Below are 18928 nucleotides of genomic sequence, written 5' to 3'. Positions count from 1 at the left end.
CAGGATTGGAGATGATCATATGGCAGTGACAGCCGGATTTATGGTACCTCACCCTCCTCTGATTGTTCCGGCAATCGGAAAAGGTGAAGAACAGACGATAACAGACACGCAGGAGGCATACCGGAGGGCGGCGGAGGAAATTGCAGCCCTCCGTCCGGAAACGATTGTGGTGCTGTCGCCGCATACGGTGATGTATGCGGATTATTTTCATGTGGCCTCAGGACATTGGGCGTCGGGAGATTTCGGACAGTTCCGGGCGGGGCAGGTGAAGCTGGAGGCGGAGTATGACACGGAATTCGTCCGGCAGCTCTGCAGCCTTGCCGACAGGGAAAGTTTCCCTCTGGGAACGCTGGGAGAACGGGACAGACAGCTGGATCACGGCGTCATGGTGCCGCTGTATTTTGTGAACCAATATTATGACGGCTACCGGCTTGTCCGCGTGGGGCTTTCCGGCCTGTCCCTTGCCGAACATTACCGGGCCGGGCTGCTGATACAAAAGACAGCGGAGCAGCTGGGTAGAAGGACCGTAATTATCGCCAGCGGGGATCTGTCCCACCGCCTGAAGGAGGACGGCCCTTATGGATACAAAGAGGAAGGGCCGGCTTATGATAAGCGGATTATGGTAACCATGGGCAGGGCTTCTTTCGGAGAACTCCTGGAGTATCCGGAGAGTTTTTGTGAAAAAGCAGGTGAGTGCGGACACCGTTCTTTTACCATCATGGCAGGCTGCCTGGATCGCAGGGCTGTGGAGGCGCACAGGCTTTCCTATGAAGGCCCCTTCGGTGTGGGTTATGGAATCTGTACCTATACGGTAACGGGAACGGATGAAGCCCGGGCCTTCCTGAAACGGTATGAAGAAAAGCAGCACAGGAAAGCGGTGGAAGATAAGGGCAGGGAGGATATCTATGTGCGGCTGGCAAGGAAATCCCTGGAAACCTATATCAGAACCGGCAAAAGCCTGACGCTTTCCAGGGCGGAGGAAGAACTGGAACGGCTGGTTTACAGTGTGGACGTGCTGGGAGAGCCTGAGGCGATCACTTCCAAAGAAGAGCTGGACGTGAAGAAATATGGCGTAATTGTTACAAAGGGGAGAAAACGCGGGCTGCTGCTGCCCGATCTTGACGGCGTGGACAGCGTGGAAGAGCAGATTGCCATCGCCCGGAGAAAAGCAGGCATCCGGGAAGAGGATGAGGTGAGCCTGGAACGTTTTGAAGTGATCAGACACGGTGAAAAGGGGTAGTACCAGCCAAAAGCGGAAAAGAGCTGCGCATGGCAGAAAGGAGCATTGAATGGCAGAAAGGCAGATACGCTGTCCGGTATGCATGCATCACTGTCTGCTTCAGCCGGGGCAGATCGGGCGATGCCGGGCAAGAAAAAATGAAAACGGGAAAAGCCCTGGAGCTTCGAAGGCAGGGAAATATCGGCGTGGCCTATACCTATAACGAACCGTTGGTGGGCTATGAATATGTGCGTGATACGGCGGCGCTGGTGCGCAGTGTGGGAATGAAAAATGTTATCGTGACCAACGGCAGCGTGACGGAAGAGGTACTGGAGGAAATCCTTCCATTTACGGATGCCATGAATATTGATTTAAAGGGCATTACGGACGCCTTTTACCGAAGCCTGGGCGGAGATTTGGAGACTGTGAAGCGGTTTATCAAAAGGGCGGCCCCGGCCTGCCATGTGGAGCTTACCACCCTGATTGTCCCCGGTGAAAATGATTCGGAGGGACAGATGGAGCAGCTGGCGGCCTGGGTAGCAGGAGTTGACGATAAAATACCGTTACATGTGACCCGTTTTTTCCCCAGATGGAAAATGACGGATCGGCCGCCCACAAAAGTGGAGACTGTCTGCCGGCTGGCGGATGTCGCAGGCAGGCGCCTGAAGCATGTGTTCACAGGTAACTGCTGAACTGGCCTGGAAAGTATAGTCTTGCAGTATTTGCATATAATGCAAAATTGCTTTATAATTTGTTTTGTAACTGTTGTACACTATTAAGGGAAAGCATCTCTCGACATCATCACGGGAGGTGCTTTTTTTACTCAATTTAGACTATTCAAATTATTTATATAATGATAAAATGTTAACTATAAGTATATATGGGATTATGGCAGAAGAGATGCCGTACATAATCTATCATATGAAATGGAAGCCGGCAAAAAGTATGCGCTTGTTGGTAAGAGCGGAGCCGGAAAGTCAACTTTTGTGAAAACGTTGCTGGGTATTATAAAGGGAACAAAAGGAAAGTTATTCATTAACGAGTTAGATATAAGCACAATAAATTTAGATAAATATTATCAATATATATCATATGTATCTTAGGATGCACCAATTTTTGATGGTACTATATTAGAAAATATTACTATGAATAAATGTTATGCCCAGGAGGAAATTTGGAGTGTACTCGATATGGTATTATTAAAGGAAAAAAATAGAAGGTTTGGACAAAAGATTAGATACTAATATTGGCGAAAAGGGTATTAAATTATCAGCAGGAGAGAAACAAAAACTGGCATATTGCACGTGTTTTATTACAGGATGCTTCAATAATTATTTTGGATGAGGCAACAGCTTCTATGGATTATTTGTCAGAGGAAAAAGTATTGCAGAATTTGTTTTCAGAGAAAAAAGACAGTTTGATTTTGCTTATAACCCATCGGTTAAAAGCAATAAAATTTGTTGACAAAATATTCTTACTCGAAAATGGTGAAATCAGAGAAGAGGGATGCTTTGCCCAACTAATTAAAAATCGATCTGACTTTTATGAACTTTGGAACAAACATGCAGAGCAGCAGATGAAATGATTTCTAAACACAATCAATCCCAGCGCCGAAAGCCTGTATCCACAGGCTTTCGGCGCTGGAGGGCGCAATTGAAGGAGTCAGGAAAACGGAGCTTGCGCCGGAGATAAAAAGCGGCCTGAAGGACTTTTATCAGGAGCACAGGCTGTAATGCCAGCAGTCCGGACAGTACCCAAAGCTGCTGTTTCCATAACTTTCCACGATCACAATGCTGTTTTTTGTATTATTATGTGTTTGTAACATATTTGTAACAAATTCGTAATAATTGTAAAGGAGACAGCAATGAGAAAATTAACATTACTTACAGCAGGCGCAGTTACGGTATCTGTTCTGGGAATGGCGGCGGGGATTGCTCCCGGCTCGGCATTAACCGCACATGCAGCTGGAAACAGCCGTGGAATACAGAACGCTGCCTATAAAAATATGATAGTTATTCAGGGCAGCAGCGCGGAGGATATCAAGGATAAGCTGAACGGCCTGGGAAATTCCTTTGGCTCCATCCAGTGGGGCGACTGCCCGGTAATCATTCCTCCCTGTGATACGTTTCCGGGAACGCCCGGCGGCGATCAGAATACAGGAAAGCCGGACGGCAGCCAGCCTGATACGGGAAAGCCCGATAACGGCACGCCGGATCAGAATAAGCCGGGAACCGATCAGCCGGACCAGGACAAACCGGATCAGAAGCCGGATCAGAACGAACCGGGCCAGGACAATCCCGACCAGGAAAAACCGGGCGGAGATACGGGAAATGATGGAACACAGGATAATGAAACCCAGCTTTCCTTTGCTGCCCAGGTGGCAAGGCTGGTAAATGAGGAACGTGCAAAAGCAGGCCTGTCCCCGCTGCAGGTTGATCAGAACGTACAGGCTGCCGCACAGGTAAGGGCGGTTGAAATCAAGACGTCCTTTTCCCATACCAGACCGGACGGAAGAGATTTCAGTACGGCGTTGAAGGAGCAGGGCGTCAGCTACAGAGGCTCCGGCGAAAATATTGCCTGGGGACAGAAATCCCCGGAACAGGTTATGGAAGGCTGGATGAACAGCGCAGGACACCGTGCCAATATCCTGAATGAAAAGTTCACTTCTATCGGCGTGGGCTATGTGCAGATTGGCGGCGTGAATTACTGGACACAGCTTTTTACCTATTAAAATAACGATTCTGCAATGAAACAAAAAGAAGGATCAGCCCCAGAGAAATCTGAGGCTGATTTTTTCTTTGGAATCCTGCGGACAGAACCTGCGCCAGAGCTGGGAGCATATTACAGGATTGGCCTCCTTCGGCAGCTCCCTTCATCGCTGAGGGGAAGATCCTCATACCCCGGCCGCCCAAAGGTATGTCCCGGAGCGGCAGGAGAGCCGCAGGAAGGGGAACGGTAGGAAAAATAGGAATGAAGAAAACAGAGAATTCCGCCCAGGAGCAGTACGAGAAAGAAAAAACAAACGGCTATGCCGATGGCAAATACTATACCTGTGGAAACCGGACTCAGGAAAGTAAGAAATGCGGCGAGCGTCAGACAGGTGCCTCCCGTAACCGCCAGATTGCCGCAGCAGTAATAGGCCTCCCTCAGCCGGGCTTCATTTTTGGCCGCAAGAGATCCTGCCAGTATTGCCGCCAGTATGATGCAGGCGAACGCGATGAGCACGATAAAGAAAAGGGACGGGTTTGCCAGCGTCAGCATCCCGTTTGCAAAGAGCGTAAAAATGGTGAACGCCAGCAGCATACCGACGACAATGGTGATAATGCAGAATTTAGTAGCATTTTTCATAGGTATCCTCCTTTCTTCGGAAAAAATTTGGGGAAAGTTATACTCCCATACCTTAAGATATGCCGGGAAACAAAAGGTGTGGCTTTTACAGGCAAAATAGAATGGTATCTGTGAAAAAATATGTTATGATTTAAATGTGTAGTAACTTAAAGCCGCACTTGCCGCAGAGCCTTTGTCCGGAATGTATAGCGTCCGGTTTGTGTGAGCTGTGAACAGACAAATAAGCACATGGAGCTGCATGTAACCGCAACGCTGTTTGCGTGTATCATTGAAATGTTTTTTATTATGCTTGTTCTGGTTATCTGGAAATTCCGGGTGCAGGGAAAGCGCAGGAAAAATATCCTTCTGCTTATAACGATTCCGGTATACCAGCTGGCGCTTCTTGGCTGTATGTTTTACATGTGCAGCGATTTTTCCCGGGAGGTTCTGGGCGCGGGAATGCTGATTGTCCTGTTCAGCCTGCTGCTGGACTGGCTTACGGCAGGATTGATCGACGGACAGAACCTGAGGGCGGAAATGGAAGAACAGGTGAACCGCCTGAATGAGGAACGGAGAAAAGAACTGGAATACAGTGCGCAGAACAGCCGTTATCTGGAAGAGGTGCGGCTCATGAGGCATGATTTCTCCAACCAGCTGCAGCTGGTGGACTCGCTTTATGCGCAGGGCGGTAAGGAAGAACAGATCCGGGAACTGATGGATGAACTGAAGAAACGGGTAAATGGAGCGGAAAAGTAAAGCTTCGTCAGGAAAACCGGGATATTCACAGGCTGGGGGTGCAGTATGAGCAGGAGAGGAGGCGGATTTGGCGGGACTGCATGAGCCGTCTGGACAAGGCTTATGAAATGCTGGAAGAGAAGGAAGACTTCGGGACGGTGAGAAATACGCTGGAGGATTCCTTCCGTCAGATCCGCACCTGTGAGAGAGCTGTTTACTGCGAAAATCCCATTGTGAATTCCGTGCTGGTGCTGAAAAAAAGATTGGCGGAGGAAAAAAATATTACTGCCGGACGAGCAAGAGCACGGATAAGGAGCTGTACGGCCTGGGGTTAAAGCTGGTAAGGCAGATCGTGGAGGAATATGACGGCAGGATGGAAATAAAGACTGCAGGCCGCAAATTCACGGTAACCGCCTGTATAAGGACGGATGCGGACAAAGTCATTCCTTCAGCCACACATCCATAAGCCCTGCATCCCTTCCGGTATCCAGAGAAGGGAGGACGCCCCGGTCCCGAAGGGGGGAGTGGCCGTTTATTCTGGTATAAGCCCTGTAAAAGGAAGAATAATCGCCGAATCCCGCCTGCGAAGCCGCTTCCTGGGCGCTATAGCCGGTAATGAGGAGCTGCTGCGCCGCCGTGATCCGCTTGTGCAGCAGATAATCAAAAACGGTGGTTCCCGTAGCCTTGCGGAATACCTTATTCAAATGGTGCTTACTGATAAAAAAGCGTTCTGAAAGCTGATCCAGCGTAATATTTTCCTTCAGATGCTGGTTTAAGTACCAGATAATACGGGTAACGGTGTCAGGCGCGCCGGTCAGGGAGGGCGCGCTTTCGCAGGCATCCCCCATGGAAACGATCTGGGCAAGCAGGGCTTCCACACACACAGGAAGCAGCGCATCCCGGAGCGATTCATTTTTCAGGGCGCAGTCCTCCAGCGCCTCAAAATAACAGGGAATGCGGTACCGGTCCACCTGCTCATAGTAAATTCTCCGGGAGGGCTGTTTCTCAAAGGCCGGAAACGCGGATAAAAGGAAGGAACGTCTCTCTAAAGAGAGGATATCCGGATGAAAATGGATGGAAAACCGTTTGTAGGTTTTTCCTCCGTTTATTTTTACCCCGTGGAACTCATGGGGGGACAGCAGCAGAAGGCTGTTGGGCGTGGGCTTGTATTGCCGGCCCTCCACCAGATAGTCCACGTCCCCGTCCAGGAAGAAATAGACCTCGTAAAAATTGTGACAATGAAGGAAATAGTCCTCCGTAGCCTCATCGCTTTCCCTGTAGCCGAGGCTGACCTTATCCGTATGTATAAAAGCGGCTGGATTCATTAGTTAAGGTGCTCCTTTCCTGCGTTTGCGTTGCTTTTTTCCGCGGCCTGTGCTGCCTGACGAGCAGGGCAGGCGGATCTTTGCATTCTTTCTTTTGGCAACTGTTTTACACCCTGACAGCTGCATCTTTTTACAGAATAATCCACCACCGCTATTTTTGCAATAAAAAAGTTCCTATATACAATGGTAAAAATATGGCCTGAAAGCTATATTAGAAAGGAACAGACCGGTACGTAAAAAGGGCCCGTCGGGCAGTACATATCCCGGAAAACATGGGAAAAAGCCGGCACAGAAAGGAAATGACAGTATGAAGACAGGAGCGCAGCTGTATACGGTAAGGGCGTACACGCAAAATGAAAAGGACTTTTCCTGCACCATAGGGAAAATTGCAGAAATGGGTTATAAAACCGTGCAGATATCAGGCATCGGGAAGGATATCAGGCCGGAAAGAGTCCGTGAAATCTGTGATGGGGCAGGGCTGGAAATCGTACTGACCCACAGCGATGTGAACCGTATTCTCAATGATACGGAAAATCTGATCAAAGAGCACGATATCCTGGGAAGCCGCTACATCGGGCTGGGCGCGATGCCGGACAAGTACCGCACGAAGGAATGGATCACCCATTTTATGGATGATTTCAGGGAGCCGGCGAAGAAAATAGCGGATGCCGGAAAGCTGCTCATGTACCACAACCATAATTTTGAATTCCAGAAGCTTGCCCCCTGCAGGGACAACGGCGCAGATCGGGAGAAGCGGATTATTGAATATCTGCTTGAGGGCTTCAAGCCGGAGGAAATGGGCTTTACCCTGGATACCTACTGGGTGGCTGCGGCAGGCGGCGATGTGTGCCAGTGGATCGCGGAACTCTCCGACAGGATTCCCTGCGTGCATCTGAAGGATATGGCCGTGGAAGGCTTCAGCCAGCTGATGGCCCCCGTAATGGAAGGAAATCTTAATTTCCCGGCGATTCTGAAGGCGCTTGAGAATACCAGCTGCGAATACATGCTCGTGGAGCAGGATACCTGCCAGGGAAGTCCTTTCGACTGCCTGAAAACAAGCTATGACAATCTGGCGGCTGCCGGATACAGATAAAAACGAACAGGGGAAAGAGAGGATACATTCATCTATGGAAAAAGTCAGGTTGGGAATTATCGGAATCGGAAACATGGGAAGCGGCCACTGCGGCTCTATTCTGGAGGGAAAGGTGCCGGATATGGAGCTGGCGGCGGTAGCTGATTTAAGAGAGTCAAGAAGGGAATGGGCCAGGGAAAACCTGCCTGAATCCGTCCGTATTTTTGAAGACGGGGACGCCCTGATTGCCTCCGGCTGCTGCGACGCGGTCCTGGTGGCAACGCCTCATTACGAACATCCCAGGCTCGTTATGGAGGCCTTTGCCCATGGCCTTCATGCGCTGTGTGAGAAGCCTGCGGGAGTCTATACCAAACAGGTGCGGGAAATGAACGAAGCGGCGTCGAAAACCGACCGGGTATTTGCCATGATGTTCAATCAGCGCACCAACCATGTATACCGGAAAATGTATGAAATCGTCCACAGCGGCGAGTACGGGAAAATAAAAAGAGTGAACTGGATCATTACCGACTGGTACCGCACCCAGGCCTATTATAATTCCGGCGGCTGGCGGGCTACCTGGGACGGAGAGGGCGGCGGCGTCCTGCTGAACCAGTGCCCTCATAACCTGGATCTGCTCCAGTGGATCTGCGGCATGCCTTCCAGGGTGCAGGCCTTCTGCCATGTGGGTAAATGGCATGATATTGAGGTGGAGGATGATGTGACGGCATATCTGGAATTCCTGGACGGAGCCACAGGCGTATTCGTTACCACCACCGGGGATGCGCCGGGAACCAACCGGTTTGAAGTGACCCTGGAACGGGGAAAGCTGGTATGTGAAAACGACAAGCTGAGCTTCTACGAGCTGGAGGTCAGCGAAAGAGAGTACTGCTATACGGCGACGGAAGGCTTTGCCAAGCCTGCCGGACATGAGGTCGCTCTTACCACCGATGGGGAAAACCCTCAGCATGTGGGCGTGCTGCGCGCGTTTGCGGCGAATATCCTGCGCGGCGAGCCGATTATCGCCCGGGGAGAGGAAGGCATTAACGGCCTGACCCTTTCCAACGCCATGCATTTATCCAGCTGGCTGGGCAAACCCGTGGACATTCCCTTTGATGAGGATCTGTTCCTGGAGAAGCTGAACGAGCTGAGAAAAAACTCCAGGGTGAAGGAAAACGTACAGGAAGTGACCTTCAGTACGGCAGGAAGCTACGGGACAAAAGAGGAGACATTATGAAATCAGTCATAGTCGGATGCGGCGGCATTGCCGCCGTCCATGCCGCAAGCCTCAGCCAGCTGGGAGAAAGCGAGCTGGCTGGCTTTGCGGATATTAAAAAGGAAAGAGCGGAGAACTTTGTTGCTAAATATGGAGGAAGGGCTTATTCCTGCCTGGAGGAAATGCTGGCGCAGGAAAAACCGGATGTAATGCACATCTGCACCCCGCATTATCTGCATGTCCCCATGGCGGTATATGGCCTGACCCATGGCGTGCATGTATTTATGGAGAAGCCTCCCGTCATCTCCGGAGAGCAGCTTGCACAGCTGGAAAAGGCGGTGGCCGGAAGCGACAGGCGTCTGGGCCTGTGCTTCCAGAACCGTTATAATCCCAGCGTACAGGAAGTAAAGAAGCTTCTGGCCTCCGGGGAAGCGGGCAGGATCCGCGGGGCCAGAGGACTTGTCACCTGGAGCAGGGGCAGGGAATACTACACGGAGAGCGGCTGGCGGGGCAGCTTTGCCACAGAGGGCGGCGGGGCGCTGATTAACCAGTCCGTACATACATTGGATTTACTGGCATATTTTTTAGGAACTCCCCTGGCTGTGGAGGCCGGCATACAGAACCACCACCTGAAGGGCATCATTGAGGTGGAGGATACCATGGAGGCTTATATCCGTTTCGCGGACAGCACCGCCTGTTTTTATGCTACCACGGCCTATTGTGACGATGTGCCGCCTTTGATTGAAATTTCCTGTGAAAATATGACTATCCGGATCGAAGATTTGGACGTTACCTATTATTACAGGGACGGCCGTGTGGAAAAGCCTGAGATAGACAGGAAGGAAGCGCTGGGAAAGAGCTACTGGGGCTGCGGACATAAGGATTGCATCGGGGATTTCTACCGCTGTGTGCGCACCGGGGAACGTTTTATGCAGGATCTTCCCGGAATGAGGGAAACGATCCGTCTGATGCTGGGCGCCTATGAATCCGCCCGGACCGCAAGACCTGTGGATTTATAAGAAAACAATGCGTTACAGCAAGGAAGGATAATTATATATGGAACGCAAGCTTTTACACAACTCACCTATCAGCTGCTTTGCTGATGAGATAGATTCCTCTGTAGATAAGCAGATTGCACTGCTTAAAGAGCTGGGTATCTCCTGGATAGAATTCCGCAGTGGAGATGGAAAGGGCGTGGCCGATTATACAGCAAAAGAAGCGCAGGCGCTGCGGGAAAAGCTGGATGGCGCCGGCATCCGCATTTCCGCCCTGGGATCGCCCATCGGTAAAATAGACATTACCCAGGATTTTGAGCCGCATTTTAAAACCTTTCAGGCAATGGCGGAGCTGACGGAAATTTACGGGACTGACAAAATCCGTATGTTCAGCTTCTTTATGCCGGAGGGTGCGGACGTGTCAGCATATCGTGATGAAGTGATGAAAAGGATGTCCCGCCTGGTGGACTATGCCGCATCCAAAAATCTGGTGCTGCTTCATGAAAATGAAAAGGACATATATGGGGATTTGGCGCCCCGCTGCCTTGACCTGATGAAGGAATTTTATGGCAGCAGCTTCCGGTGTACCTTTGATTTCGCGAACTTTGTTCAGTGCGGGCAGGATACCTTGGAAGCCTATGAAATGCTGGAGCCTTATATTTCCTATGTACATATCAAGGACGCCCTTTTTGAAAACGGCAGCGTTGTGCCTGCCGGAGAAGGAGACGGACAGGTAGCGGAAATCCTGGGCAGACTGGAGAAAAAAGGGTTTGACGGCTTTTTGAGCCTGGAACCCCATCTGGCTGATTTCGCCGGATTAAAGAACCTGGAAAAATCAGCGGCAAGCCGCGGAAGGACCGATGGGGAGGAAGCCTTCTGCACCGCATACCGTGCCCTTCAAAAGATATTGTATTAGAATTAGCTAAGGGTAGAGGGGCCTGGTGTGTGCTCCCGGCCGCCCTGCCATGATCCGCGCCGGCCAGTCCCAAACCGGTTCCGTCCAGGCCTTTCCGGGCTGTGCGGGGGATATTTTATGTTCCAGACTCAAAAACGGGGTGTTTCTAACTGTCCCGGAACGTTAGGTTTCTGTCAATGCAACTGAACTCTTCGTGAGCGGCTTCCGTCGTCTCACTTGTCAGGCAAGTTGCTAAGGACGACAGAAGCCTGCCGTCCCGGGGCAGTAAGAAACATCACCGTTTTTTTATTGGATGAGGTGGTGAAGGATCATAGGATTGTGTTAGTATGTCTTGGTTTTATGCAAGAAATTTCTTTATTTCTTATGTTATTCTTGTTACAGTTCAGGCAGGTTTGCGCATTCACTGCGCAAACCGTGAGAAAACGTGGTGACAGCAGGCATCCGCCCCTCGCCGAAGGCGACTTATCATGGGCGGATGCAGTAACAGTTCGGCCGAAGGCTGGAGCTGGGGGTGGATATTATCTGGCTTTCTCCGGTTTATCAGTCTCCGTTTGTGGATCAGGGGTATGATATATCTGATTATTATGCTATTGCCCCGGAGTTTGGGACGATGGAGGATTTTGATGAGCTGCTGGCGGAAGCGAAGAAGCGGAGCATGTATGTTATCATGGTTCTGGTGATCAATCATTGCTCCGATAAGCATGAATGGTTTCAGAAGGCTCTGGCAGATCCGGAGGGTAAATATGCGGATTATTTTTATTTCAGAAAGGGGAAGGACGGGAAAGCGCCCAGTAATTACCGTTCCTATTTCGGCGGCAGTACCTGGGAGCCGGTGCCGGGTACGGATCAGTATTATCTGCATATGTTTGCAAAGGAGCAGCCGGATCTGAACTGGGAGAACCCTGAATTAAAAAGGGAGCTTTTTGATATGGTGAACTGGTGGCTGGAAAAGGGCGTGGCCGGGTTCCGTATTGATGCCATCATTAATATAAAGAAGGATCCTGCTTTCCCGGATTATCCGGAGGACGGCAGCGACGGGCTGGTAAGCTGCACCGGGAACGACCAGCGTACTTCTGCGCGGTATCCCGTTCCTGTATCAGGGGCAGGAGCTGGGAATGACGAACTGTCCGTTCCACAGTATAGAAGAGTTTGATGATATCAGCACGAAGGATCAGTACAGGGTTGCATTGGAAGCGGGATTGAGCGAGGAAGAGGCGCTGCAGGCGGCGGCCCGTTTCAGCCGTGATAACAGCCGGACGCCGATGCAGTGGAGCAGCGGCGCAAACGCCGGATTTACGGCCGGAACCCCCTGGCTGAAGGTAAACCCGAATTATACTTCAGTGAATGTGCAGGATGAGGAAAATGATGAAGATTCTGTGCTTTGTTACTACAGAAGGCTGATTGCCCTGCGTAAGTCGGATGAGTACAGGGAGATTTTTACTTATGGGGAATTTATTCCCGCCTTTGAAGAGCTGGACGGGATTTTTGCCTTTTCACGCAGTCTTAACGGCCGTCAGGTCATGGTTGCTGCAAATTTTGCACAGGAGCAGAGAACGCCGCTTCTGCCCGGACAGAATGCAAAGCTTCTTCTGTCCAATGACAGCGGCCTTACCGAAAGCAAACTGCTGTCAAAGCAGACAGAAGCGCTCCAGATTACTTTAAATCCCTGTGACTGTGCCGTATTTGAGCTTTTTCCGTAACTGTTCGGCCCGTCGGCGGATTGACACAGATTACCCAATGTATTCCTTTGCAAATGCTTCCGGCCGTATGCAACTGGCCGGCCGGAAGCATGCAGCTTTCACAGCTGCAAAAAATAATCCCATCCTCATGAAAGCGCCAGTTCCCCTTTCTTCATACGATCCAGGTGGCCATAAAGCTTTCTGTATTTTCCCGGCGTAATCCCCGTCTGTCTCTTAAACACCTTTGTAAAATAGAACTTATCCTGAAATCCTGTATCCGCTGCGATTTGCTCCAGCGTATTGTCCGTGTGGGAGAGCAGATGCCTGGCGTTCCGGATACGTACCTCTGTCAGGTATTCCCGGACGGCCATACCGGTCTGTTCCTTAAAAAGCTGCCCGAAATATTTGGGAGACAGCCCGGAATGGGAGGCCAGCAGCGGAAGGGAAATATCCTCCGTATAATATTCCTGGATATAGTTTACGGATTCGCTGATGGTTTTTTCATGGAACAGACCCGAAGGCGCTTTCCCGGCGGGCGAAGACAAATCACAGACTGCGGCGGCAATCTGAAGAAAGAGCGAACGCTCCCGCAGCCTGGCCCCGGTGCCAAGCTGGGAATAGTTCTGGTACAGCTCCTTGAAAACAGGAGCCGTTGTATCATAATCCAGCCCGGTTATCAGCGGAGGGAAAAAGGCGGGATCCACCTCCGGATTCGGCCTTCTTAACAGAACCTCCTCATTGGCCGGCGCGCTGTCTTCATTTTTCCCCGGAGTGGAATGGGGCTTATTATACAGCGCCGGGGCGGGACTGTCTGTGCCCGGAAGATTTTCCATATGCAGATAGACCTGCTCCGCCCGGAAATCATACTGTTCTTCAGGAGAAATCCAGTCAAAATGGATACAGTGCGCCCGGAAGGTTTTGCCCTCGGGAACGATCATTGTATTGTGCAGATAGGGCATAAGATAGAAAAGCTCTCCCTTGCGGAGCCGGTATTCACTGCCGTTATAAAGAAACACGGCTTCCCCGCTGAGACAGTATATCAGCTCATGATCATAGATGATCCGTTCCGGCAGAAGCGTCCCTCCTTCAAATATTTTATAATTCACATATCTGACATAGGGGGCAATCCTGTCCATGCGGATGAAGTTCTCCGCCTTTTTTTGCCCTGCCGCCTCTTTTTCAGGCTTCTGCAAAAGCAATCCGTCCATAAAGCCTTCCGTCTCCCTTCCCTGGAAAATTAAAATTGTTTTTTATCATTCCAAATTACAATTTTATGCCTTCTTCCCATTTACATTTATTCCATATTTTCTATGATTATCTTACAGAAATAAAATACATAATGCAATGGATTCTGTTGTATTATTCGAAAAAAGAAGGGAAGGGCTATGTTATATCCAAAAAAAGAAGAAAAAAGCCTGAGTGCTGAATTGTTCCAAAATCCAACAAATGAATACAGAGGGGCGCCGTTCTGGGCGTGGAACCAGGCGCTTTCGCCTGAAGTGCTGGTAAAGCACATCGATTATTTCAAGGAAATGGGGATCGGCGGTTTTCATATGCATTGCCGTACGGGTCTGGACACGCCCTATCTGGGCGATGAGTATAAGGCCTGCGTGCGCGCCTGTGTGGATAAGGCAAAAAAAGACGGCATGTACGCCTATCTGTATGACGAGGATCGCTGGCCTTCCGGCGCGGCCGGAGGAAAGGTGACAAAGGATGTGGAATACCGCAGCAGATATCTGGTTTTTACTCCTTTTTCCAATGAAGAGAGGAAAAGAGAGGAGGAACGTTTTGATTCCTCCAGCAAGGCTGCCGTACAGGGGAACGGAACGCTTCTTGCCCGTTATGATATCACGCTGGAGGACGGCTGCCTGAAGGAGTACCGCCGGCTGCAGGAAGGGGAAACAGGAAGCAACGTCTGGTATCTGTATGAAGAAATCGCCGGAGAAAGCCCCTGGTACAATAACGAAACCTATGTGGATACGCTGAATCCCAGGGCAATCCGCAGGTTTATTGAAGAAACGCATGAACAGTATCTGGACTGTGTGGGTGATGAATTCGGGAAAACAGTGCCCTCCATTTTTACGGATGAGCCTCAGTTTTCCCATAAAACCACGCTGAGCTTTGCCGAGTCAGGAGAGGATGTCATCCTTCCCTATACCGACGGGCTGCCGGCGGCATACAGGGAGGCTTATGGCGAAGATTTCTTTGCCTCGGTGCCGGAGCTTATCTGGGAGCTTCCGGAGGATAAGGTGTCCGTTGCCCGGTATCATTATCATGATTTTGTGGCGGAGCGTTTTGCCTCCTCCTTTGCGGATACCATCGGGAACTGGTGCCGGGATCACAATATCATGCTCACCGGACATATGATGGAGGAGCCTACGCTGACCTCCCAGACCAACGCTTTGGGAGAAGCCATGCGTTCTTACCGCAGTTTTCAGATGCCGGGCATCGATATGCTCTGTGACTGGCGGGAATACACCACGGCGAAACAGGCTCAGTCCGCATCCCATCAGTTTGGCTGTCCCGGCGTGCTCAGCGAGCTGTACGGCGTAACCAACTGGGATTTTGATTTCAGGGGACATAAGCTGGCGGGAGACTGGCAGGCGGCGCTGGGAGTGACCCTGCGTGTCCATCATCTTTCCTGGGACAGCATGAACGGTGAGGCAAAGAGGGACTATCCGGCCTCCATCTTCTATCAGTCCCCCTGGTATAAGGAATACCGCATGATAGAGGATCATTTTGCAAGGGTAAATACGGCCCTTACCCGCGGGAAGGCCCGTGTACGCATCGGCGTTGTCCATCCGATTGAAAGCTACTGGCTGCACTATGGGCCGAAGGAACAGACTGCCCTGATCAGGGAAGAGATGGAAAGCAGATTCCGGAACCTGACGGAATGGCTCCTTTTCTCCCAGCTGGATTTTGACTTTATCGCAGAATCCCTTCTTCCCATACAGTATGAAAAAACGGAGGACGGCAGGCTTCATGTAGGAGAAATGGCCTATGATGTGGTTATCGTTCCCGGCTGCGAAACCCTGCGTTCCACTACGGTTTCCTGCCTGAAGGAATACCGCCTGGCAGGAGGCGACCTTCTTTTCCTTGGCGCAGCCCCCGAACTGGTGGATGCTGTGCCGGATGAAGAAGGAAAAGCGCTTTATGAAAACAGCCGCAGCGCCGGTTTTTCCAGAAGCGAGCTGGTAAGAGCGCTGGAAGATTACAGGGAAGTGGAACTGCGCAGCGAAAACGGCAGCCTGGCAGATCATCTGCTTTACCAGATGCGCCAGGACAACGACGGCCGCTGGCTGTTCGTTGTAAACGGCAAAAAAACGGTCAACAAGGATATCCCCACGGAAGAAAATATCACCTTCCGCCTGAAAGGGCTTTGGGAGGTTTGGGAATATGATACCATGACCGGAGAAATTAAGGCGCTTTCTGCAGGAACAGAAAACGGGGTTACATCATTTACCCGCCGCATGTATGATCATTCCAGCGTGCTGCTGAAGCTGGTTTCCACGCAGGTGCCGGCGGCCGGCACTGCAGCCGGTGTAAAGGAAGGCCACGCAGCCTGCTTTACAAAGGCGGAGGGCCGCAGGCTTCCTACCCGTATGCCTTACCGTCTGTCGGAGCCGAATGTGCTTCTTCTGGACATGGCGGAGTACCGTTTTGACGGGAAGGAAGGAGACTCCTGGAAGGATAAGGAAGAGATTCTCAGATTGGACAATGAATGCAGGAAGGCTGCAGGTTATCCTCTTCGGATGGAAGCCTTTGCACAGCCCTGGACATCGGAAAAGGCACAGCCGGAGCATGTGCTGGAAATGAGGTTCACCATCCGGTCGGAAATCCAGGTGACGGATGCCTCGCTGGCTCTCGAAGAATCAGGCGCAACCACCATATACTTAAACGGGGAGAAAGTGGAAAAGAAGGACTGCGGCTATTTTGTGGACGAATGCATCCGCAGGTTCCCTTTGCCCGCCATACCCGCAGGCACCTCGGAGCTTATCCTGAAGCTGGCATATTCCAGGGACACCAACCCGGAATGGTGCTATTTGCTGGGCAGCTTCGGCGTAAGAGCGGAGGGCAGCGAGGCCTGCCTGACAAAGCTGCCGGAGACCGTGGCCTTCGGTGATTACAGCACACAGGGCTTCCCCTTCTATGCAGGAAACATGATTTATGAAGCACAGCTGGATGCAGAAGAGGACGGAGAGTATGTGATTGCCGCAGAAAAGTTCCGCGCGCCGCTTCTGAAGGTGGAGGTAGACGGGAAAGCTGCAGGAAGAATTGCCCTCTCCCCGTACCAGTTATCCCTGGGATATCTGAAAAAAGGCAGGCACAGCATTACGCTGACGTCCTACGGCAACCGTTATAATGCTTTCGGAACCGTCCATATCTGTGACGAGAAGAACGCCTGGGCAGGCCCGAATGCATGGAGAACGGAGGGAGCCGGCTACAGCTATGAGTATCAGCTGAAGAGAATGGGAATCCTGGCGGCGCCCAGGGTGTTCCGGGTAGAATAACAGCAAAAATAAATGGACAATGTAAGTAAATATATACAGAGTATTCTGCCAAAAGCAGTCCGGAGAAGATAAAAAACTCCGGGCTGCTTTTTTGAATAAAAAGACGGAAAAATTTCATAAAACACTTGCCATAAGCAAGGTATATGTGATAACATTATTTCCAGCGTATAAAACGATAAAATAGTATTATAATTTCATTAAAGAATAATGCAAAGTAAGATTTGTATCTGAATTATGTCGGGACAAAGAGTATAGTTGATACCTTTCAGGATAAAAAAGCCGTATGTTTAAACAACATGCGGTTTGTTTACGTAAACAGAAACCGGAGACATAAGCTATGAAAAGACATTTTTGCATATTTGCCGAAGCGGGAATCTGGCTTTCAGCAGCATCGATCGTATTATCGGGATGCGGGCCTGGAAAGGAGAGTAAGACAGCATTGGTAAGTGAGACAAGCCTTTTTTCCTGGGAAGAAGAGTATATACTGCCGGAAATGGAGGAAGAAGTAGAAAAGGTGATGGAACGGCTTGGCTGCAATGTGGTATACCAGCAGATCCCGTCGGATGCGCAGGAGGCGGAGGTACTTGATTATTTGAAACGGCGCGGGGAAAAAGGGCAGCTGGTGTATTATCTTGCCGGCGCATCTGAATGGGGCCTGCAGGAAAATGCAGTTTACATGCTGGAAGCTGTAAAAAATACCGCAGAATGGAACCGAAAAGCCGGAGAAGGAAAAGGATTTACAGGCATTGTATGGGATGTGGAGCCATATCTGCTGGATGAATGGGAAGATAACAGGGAAGAATATATGCAGCAGTATGTTGAAAACTGTATTCATGCTTATGAAGAAGCCCAAAAGGAACAACTGGCAGTTATCGTCTGTATCCCCAATTTTTATGACAGAACAGGCCTGACGGAACAGCTTGAGCTTTTGGTACAGAAAGGCTGTGACGGTATTGCTGTTATGAATTACGACAAAAGGGATGAAACGGGACAGATTGCCGGTGAAATGGAACTCGCTGAAAAGTATAAAAAAGGAATTATCCATATTACTGAAATGCAGAAACCCGGATATCACAGCCTGACGGAACAGAATACATATTATTACGATGGCTTTGACGCGGTTTTGGAAAGCTGGGAGAGGCTCAGGCAGGAATATCCTTACGAATATCTTGGATTTTCCTGGCACTATCTGAAGCCCTGCCTGCACCTTATGGAGAAGGAGGAGAATGCATGAATGAGGTTCTTCGGCAGGAAAAGAAATACCTGCTTTCCTATGACCAGTTCCGCAGGCTGGATCATACCTTTGAACAGGTACTGCATCCTGATTCACATAATGGAAAGATGGGGTATCCGATAAGAAGTCTATATTTTGATACCATGCAGGAGCGAGATTTTTACGAAAAAGAAGACGGTCTTGAGATACGGAGAAAAATCCGGCTGAGAACATATTCACCCGATTCTGATTTTGCCATGCTGGAAATGAAACAGAAGCAGGGAGAAAATCAGAAAAAGCGTTCTCTGCGCCTTGACCGGGAGGATGCAGAAGCTCTGTCACGGGGAGAATATTCCTGCCTGCTTCACTATACAGATTCCTTTGCCATGGAGTGCTATGGACTGATGAATATGCTCTGCTACAGGCCGAAAGCAATAGTGGAATATCAGAGAAAGGCTTATGTGACCAGTGAAAATAAAACGAGAATTACCTTTGATTTTGCAATTAAGGCGACAGAAAGCGATTTCCGGCTGTTTTCACCTGTATTGAATCAGAATCCGGTACTTGATCCGTATCTTGTGGTAATGGAAGTAAAGTATAACGGATTTATGCTCAGTTATATTAAACAGATGGTGAGTCTGGAAGGGAAAACCCCCACATCAGTAAGTAAATACTGTTTATCCAGGAGCGCCGGGCTTCATTATCTGTTTTAATGGGAAGCTG

The 18928-nt window shown here is 50.2% G+C and carries 18 protein-coding genes and 1 pseudogene; 16 read left to right on the top strand and 3 right to left on the bottom strand.

Going from position 1 to position 18928, the window contains the following annotated elements:
* Positions 1-19: 19 nt before the first annotated feature.
* The 5 genes from amrB to FYJ45_RS00310 all read left to right on the top strand — a co-directional run bounded on the left by amrB (position 20) and on the right by FYJ45_RS00310 (position 3950).
* Positions 20-1240 (top strand): AmmeMemoRadiSam system protein B, encoded by a 1221-nt coding sequence (amrB, locus tag FYJ45_RS00330; RefSeq protein WP_154462945.1) that lies wholly within the window; start codon positions 20-22, stop codon positions 1238-1240.
* A 29-nt stretch (positions 1241-1269) separates the two neighbouring features.
* Complete coding sequence (locus tag FYJ45_RS00325; RefSeq protein ID WP_195841585.1) at positions 1270-1911, top strand: radical SAM protein; 642 nt, start codon at positions 1270-1272, stop codon at positions 1909-1911.
* Between the two features lie 186 nt (positions 1912-2097).
* The gene (locus FYJ45_RS32965) at positions 2098-2322 is read left to right on the top strand and encodes an ATP-binding cassette domain-containing protein (RefSeq protein ID WP_408609479.1); all 225 of its coding nucleotides are present in this window, start codon (positions 2098-2100) and stop codon (positions 2320-2322) included.
* 143 nt (positions 2323-2465) lie between these two features.
* A complete protein-coding gene (locus tag FYJ45_RS00315; protein ID WP_154462943.1) occupies positions 2466-2804 on the top strand; it encodes a hypothetical protein in 339 nt (112 codons plus the stop codon).
* A gap of 279 nt (positions 2805-3083) precedes the next feature.
* Positions 3084-3950 carry a CAP domain-containing protein gene (locus FYJ45_RS00310; protein WP_235930458.1) on the top strand — a complete coding sequence of 289 codons (867 nt, stop codon included), beginning with the start codon at positions 3084-3086 and terminating at the stop codon, positions 3948-3950.
* A gap of 110 nt (positions 3951-4060) precedes the next feature.
* On the opposite strand, the gene FYJ45_RS00305 is transcribed toward FYJ45_RS00310, so the two are convergent.
* Positions 4061-4567 (bottom strand): hypothetical protein, encoded by a 507-nt coding sequence (locus FYJ45_RS00305; RefSeq protein ID WP_154462942.1) that lies wholly within the window; start codon positions 4565-4567, stop codon positions 4061-4063.
* A 201-nt stretch (positions 4568-4768) separates the two neighbouring features.
* On the opposite strand from FYJ45_RS00305, the gene FYJ45_RS00300 reads away from it, so the two are divergent.
* The 3 genes from FYJ45_RS00300 (at position 4769) to FYJ45_RS32960 (ending at position 5747) form a co-directional block, all read left to right on the top strand.
* A complete protein-coding gene (locus FYJ45_RS00300; RefSeq protein ID WP_154462941.1) occupies positions 4769-5302 on the top strand; it encodes a Spo0B domain-containing protein in 534 nt (177 codons plus the stop codon).
* A gap of 80 nt (positions 5303-5382) precedes the next feature.
* Positions 5383-5616 (top strand): hypothetical protein, encoded by a 234-nt coding sequence (locus tag FYJ45_RS30160; protein ID WP_235930457.1) that lies wholly within the window; start codon positions 5383-5385, stop codon positions 5614-5616.
* 17 nt (positions 5617-5633) lie between these two features.
* Positions 5634-5747 carry a hypothetical protein gene (locus tag FYJ45_RS32960; protein ID WP_408609477.1) on the top strand — a complete coding sequence of 38 codons (114 nt, stop codon included), beginning with the start codon at positions 5634-5636 and terminating at the stop codon, positions 5745-5747.
* On the opposite strand, the gene FYJ45_RS00290 is transcribed toward FYJ45_RS32960, so the two are convergent.
* On the bottom strand, positions 5722-6606 hold the full coding sequence (locus tag FYJ45_RS00290; RefSeq protein WP_154462940.1) for an AraC family transcriptional regulator: 885 nt from the start codon (positions 6604-6606) through the stop codon (positions 5722-5724). The genes FYJ45_RS32960 and FYJ45_RS00290 overlap by 26 nt on opposite strands.
* A gap of 307 nt (positions 6607-6913) precedes the next feature.
* Here FYJ45_RS00290 and FYJ45_RS00285 point away from each other — a divergent pair, with 307 nt between their 5' ends.
* The 5 genes and pseudogenes from FYJ45_RS00285 to FYJ45_RS32485 all read left to right on the top strand — a co-directional run.
* The gene (locus tag FYJ45_RS00285) at positions 6914-7699 is read left to right on the top strand and encodes a sugar phosphate isomerase/epimerase family protein (protein ID WP_021635988.1); all 786 of its coding nucleotides are present in this window, start codon (positions 6914-6916) and stop codon (positions 7697-7699) included.
* Between the two features lie 34 nt (positions 7700-7733).
* A complete protein-coding gene (locus FYJ45_RS00280; RefSeq protein ID WP_154462939.1) occupies positions 7734-8912 on the top strand; it encodes a Gfo/Idh/MocA family protein in 1179 nt (392 codons plus the stop codon).
* A complete protein-coding gene (locus tag FYJ45_RS00275) occupies positions 8909-9910 on the top strand; it encodes a Gfo/Idh/MocA family protein (RefSeq protein WP_154462938.1) in 1002 nt (333 codons plus the stop codon). The genes FYJ45_RS00280 and FYJ45_RS00275 overlap by 4 nt, the downstream gene beginning before the upstream one ends.
* Before the next feature lie 37 nt (positions 9911-9947).
* Positions 9948-10802 (top strand): sugar phosphate isomerase/epimerase family protein, encoded by an 855-nt coding sequence (locus FYJ45_RS00270; protein ID WP_154462937.1) that lies wholly within the window; start codon positions 9948-9950, stop codon positions 10800-10802.
* Between the two features lie 502 nt (positions 10803-11304).
* Positions 11305-12502, top strand: a pseudogene (locus tag FYJ45_RS32485) (alpha-amylase family glycosyl hydrolase); the annotation flags it as partial.
* Between the two features lie 125 nt (positions 12503-12627).
* Here the strand turns inward: FYJ45_RS32485 and FYJ45_RS00260 are convergent.
* The gene (locus FYJ45_RS00260; RefSeq protein ID WP_154462936.1) at positions 12628-13689 is read right to left on the bottom strand and encodes an AraC family transcriptional regulator; all 1062 of its coding nucleotides are present in this window, start codon (positions 13687-13689) and stop codon (positions 12628-12630) included.
* Positions 13690-13866: 177 nt separating this feature from the next.
* Between FYJ45_RS00260 and FYJ45_RS00255 the strand changes: the two genes are divergently transcribed.
* The 3 genes from FYJ45_RS00255 to FYJ45_RS00245 all read left to right on the top strand — a co-directional run bounded on the left by FYJ45_RS00255 (position 13867) and on the right by FYJ45_RS00245 (position 18918).
* A complete protein-coding gene (locus FYJ45_RS00255; RefSeq protein WP_154462935.1) occupies positions 13867-16992 on the top strand; it encodes a glycosyl hydrolase in 3126 nt (1041 codons plus the stop codon).
* A gap of 337 nt (positions 16993-17329) precedes the next feature.
* Entirely contained in the window at positions 17330-18226 is an 897-nt protein-coding gene (locus FYJ45_RS00250; RefSeq protein ID WP_154462934.1) for a hypothetical protein, read from the top strand.
* On the top strand, positions 18223-18918 hold the full coding sequence (locus FYJ45_RS00245) for a polyphosphate polymerase domain-containing protein (protein WP_154462933.1): 696 nt from the start codon (positions 18223-18225) through the stop codon (positions 18916-18918). The genes FYJ45_RS00250 and FYJ45_RS00245 overlap by 4 nt, the downstream gene beginning before the upstream one ends.
* Positions 18919-18928: the final 10 nt, after the last annotated feature.

It is taken from the genome of Eisenbergiella porci (genome assembly GCF_009696275.1).
In the GTDB taxonomy this organism is placed as follows: domain Bacteria; phylum Bacillota; class Clostridia; order Lachnospirales; family Lachnospiraceae; genus Eisenbergiella; species Eisenbergiella porci.
The sequence above is the reverse complement of the archived record's forward strand: the minus strand, read 5'-3'. Positions and strand labels throughout refer to the sequence as shown.